The sequence below is a fragment of the Gilliamella sp. Fer1-1 genome (assembly GCF_001690825.1).
In the GTDB taxonomy this organism is placed as follows: domain Bacteria; phylum Pseudomonadota; class Gammaproteobacteria; order Enterobacterales; family Orbaceae; genus Gilliamella; species Gilliamella apicola_C.
In genome coordinates this window covers 1-2738 of sequence record NZ_LZGX01000082.1, presented here as the reverse complement: position 1 = coordinate 2738, position 2738 = coordinate 1, and the positions used below count along the sequence as shown (strand labels likewise).

Here is a 2738-nt window from a genome sequence, read left to right as displayed (position 1 = left end):
TAAATCAGTCAGTGATAACCGTTTAACGCTTTGGCTGAATAAGGGATTTAAGCCATTTGATGCTTTATGAATAATAATTTATTAATCCCTTAAATTTAAAATGATTTTATACTGAAACGGTATAGATTCCTGAATGTTTTTTACAAAAATGATTGTATTTTTGCCACAATAAAAAAGGAAAAAATATGAAGAAAGATCTAAAAGAAATAGAACAACAAAATCAATTAATAGTAGTTTATTTATCTCTAAAATAATTGGCTAATTTGTCAATGTTTTTAGATTATCCATTGCAACCAAACAGCTATCATTCATGACTTCATAGCATTTTTTGCTATAGTAGGCGCCATTTTATTTAATTTGGATGAATCTTAATTATGGAATCTATACCTAATTGCCCTGTTTGCCAATCTGAACATACTTATCATGATGGTTCGTTTTATGTTTGCCCTGAATGTGCTCATGAATGGGATCCAAACGAAGTTGTAGCCACTGATGGTGAATTACAAGTAAAAGATAGTAATGGTAATTTACTTGCTGATGGTGATGATATTATTTTAATTAAAGATCTTAAATTAAAAGGATCGTCAACTGTGCTGAAAAAAGGCGCTAAAGCCAAAGGCATTCGTTTAGTAGACGGTGATCATGAGATCGATTGTAAAGTCGATGGTATGAAAATTATGCTTAAAGCTTGCTTTGTGAAAAAAGCTTAATTAGAAAGATTCAGTTCAAAAGTCGAGTTAAATATCCTATTCACATTGGTTTAACCAATATGAATAGGAATAGTTAAGATAAAATAAGCTTCTGGTTAATTATTTATGACGTAAAACGAAGAGAGCTTCGTGAGATTGACTTAATAAAAATTTATCCTGCTTGTTATCGGCTTGTTCTATTAAACGGTCTAATTGCGCTTCGGCATCATCAGGTAGTGGATACGTATTCAGTAGTCGGCGAATCTTATTATTAAGCATCTTAAAATGATCATTGGGGCATAAAGCTTCTTCAAGAGCGATAGAGTAAAAAGCCACAACCCGGGATCTCATTTCAAGATCGGTTTCGTTGTTAAGTAGATCCATAAGTTGATCGAATGGCTTTTCTGAATCGGGAAGTAAAGCGAGCCTTTCGGCTTGTTTTATTCATTCTTGCTCTTTACCCATAGTAATTACACGCCATTAAGTTGTAAAAATTATATATTAACGATAATACCAAAATACCGCTTATTTTGCTTGGCTTATAATCACAATGATTAGCTAAATTAATTAGCTTTAATAATCAACATGTTGATTTTATTCTTATCAGTCATTTTAGTGCTTAAAAGTCATTCAGAAAACCCATTGATTTTATTGAATTTTTTATTTTCACCCAGCTTATTCTATTGGCTTGATAAAAAAGTTAATAAATGATATTTTTACTCACATTTGTTATTTTCGCTCAGCTCATCCAATCCTAATTTTTTGGTTAAAAAGCATCAATATAAATGATTGCAGAGGTGTTTGTTTTACTATTTACTTCAACTAGTCAGTGACAAAAATTATCAAAAATTAAATCGTCGTTTGTACTTTGTTGTAAAAATCCGCAACCCTATGTGTGTGAGCTAGATAGCTAGTTTAATGTGTTAAGAAATTCATCCTTATTTTTCATTATCTAGCTCATCGGTAATTTCATCATAATACTTATCAGTGTTAGCTCATCATCATATGCTAATAAAGAGGGTTTATTTTTTAAATAATTTGTAGAGTATATTTTCGTTCATATTTATTTTTGTTCGTTTAATCGCATTTAATTAGTCAAAAAAATTAAATTTCTATCTGTAATTATGTTATAGATTAATAATATTTGATTTCACACCTACCAATTACATCAAAAATATGATCATAAGTGCTAAGTATTATGCGTTGTTTACCTGCTTTATGAACTTCATCGACTAAATCAAAACTAGATTTTGAATATTTTTCGTAGGGATACTCATCTATTTTATAAATAGACAAACGGTCAATATCATTAAACATAAATGTCACTTTAACTTCAGGAACATTTAAAATCTCTGGTTTGCAACCTGCCAATGACAATGACGTATCAACAACCAAGGTAAATGGATAACATTCTAATTTAACCTCAGATAAAATTAATGCATTTCGTGTGTAAATAATACCGTATTTTGTTTGTATTTCTTTTGTATTCATATCCCCTCTATTTTTAATTAAAAGGCAACAGTCGAATATTTAAAGACCGCTATTAACCATTGCCATACAGATAACATATTAAATATTTTAGCGTTTATAGTAACATTGTCGTTTATAATAATATTGTCGTTTATTGTTTAAAAGTTGAATAAGTTAAAGCACTTCAGCTTTGCCAACTAGCTTAGAACCTTCATAAATATTCATTGTAAATCCTTTTTCGAGTAAAAAACTTGGCGCATCCTCTACTAAAAAATAGGCTTTTCCAAAGCCAACTCTTTGGTCGGGTTCTAATAGTTCGCAACGTTGCACATTTAACACTAATGACCAAGATGACATATCACCACTTTTACCTTTCATTGGCTGAGTAATTACATAATATTGTATATTTATTGGAATTGCCTTTTTTCCACCTTGTTGTATAGGCGTCCAGTCAATTTTAACATCAACACTTAAGCTGTCCATATTGTTACCCTATTTAACATATGGATTACTATCTAATTAATTTTTATGAATTTTATTTTTATCTTATCATAAATGATAATATTATTAATACACTTA

At 29.7% G+C, this 2738-nt stretch carries 4 protein-coding genes; 1 reads left to right on the top strand and 3 read right to left on the bottom strand.

What is annotated here, in order from left to right:
- The first annotated feature begins 374 nt into the window (after positions 1-374).
- On the top strand, positions 375-710 hold the full coding sequence (locus tag A9G28_RS09600; RefSeq protein ID WP_065566382.1) for a zinc ribbon domain-containing protein YjdM: 336 nt from the start codon (positions 375-377) through the stop codon (positions 708-710).
- 99 nt (positions 711-809) lie between these two features.
- Here the strand turns inward: A9G28_RS09600 and A9G28_RS09595 are convergent, their stop codons facing one another.
- From A9G28_RS09595 to A9G28_RS09585, 3 genes are all read right to left on the bottom strand, one after another.
- Positions 810-1040 (bottom strand): hypothetical protein, encoded by a 231-nt coding sequence (locus tag A9G28_RS09595; protein ID WP_141674733.1) that lies wholly within the window; start codon positions 1038-1040, stop codon positions 810-812.
- A gap of 783 nt (positions 1041-1823) precedes the next feature.
- Complete coding sequence (locus tag A9G28_RS09590; RefSeq protein ID WP_065580523.1) at positions 1824-2180, bottom strand: hypothetical protein; 357 nt, start codon at positions 2178-2180, stop codon at positions 1824-1826.
- A 153-nt stretch (positions 2181-2333) separates the two neighbouring features.
- Positions 2334-2642, bottom strand: a complete 309-nt coding sequence (locus tag A9G28_RS09585; RefSeq protein ID WP_218057360.1) for a hypothetical protein — start codon at positions 2640-2642, stop codon at positions 2334-2336.
- Positions 2643-2738: the final 96 nt, after the last annotated feature.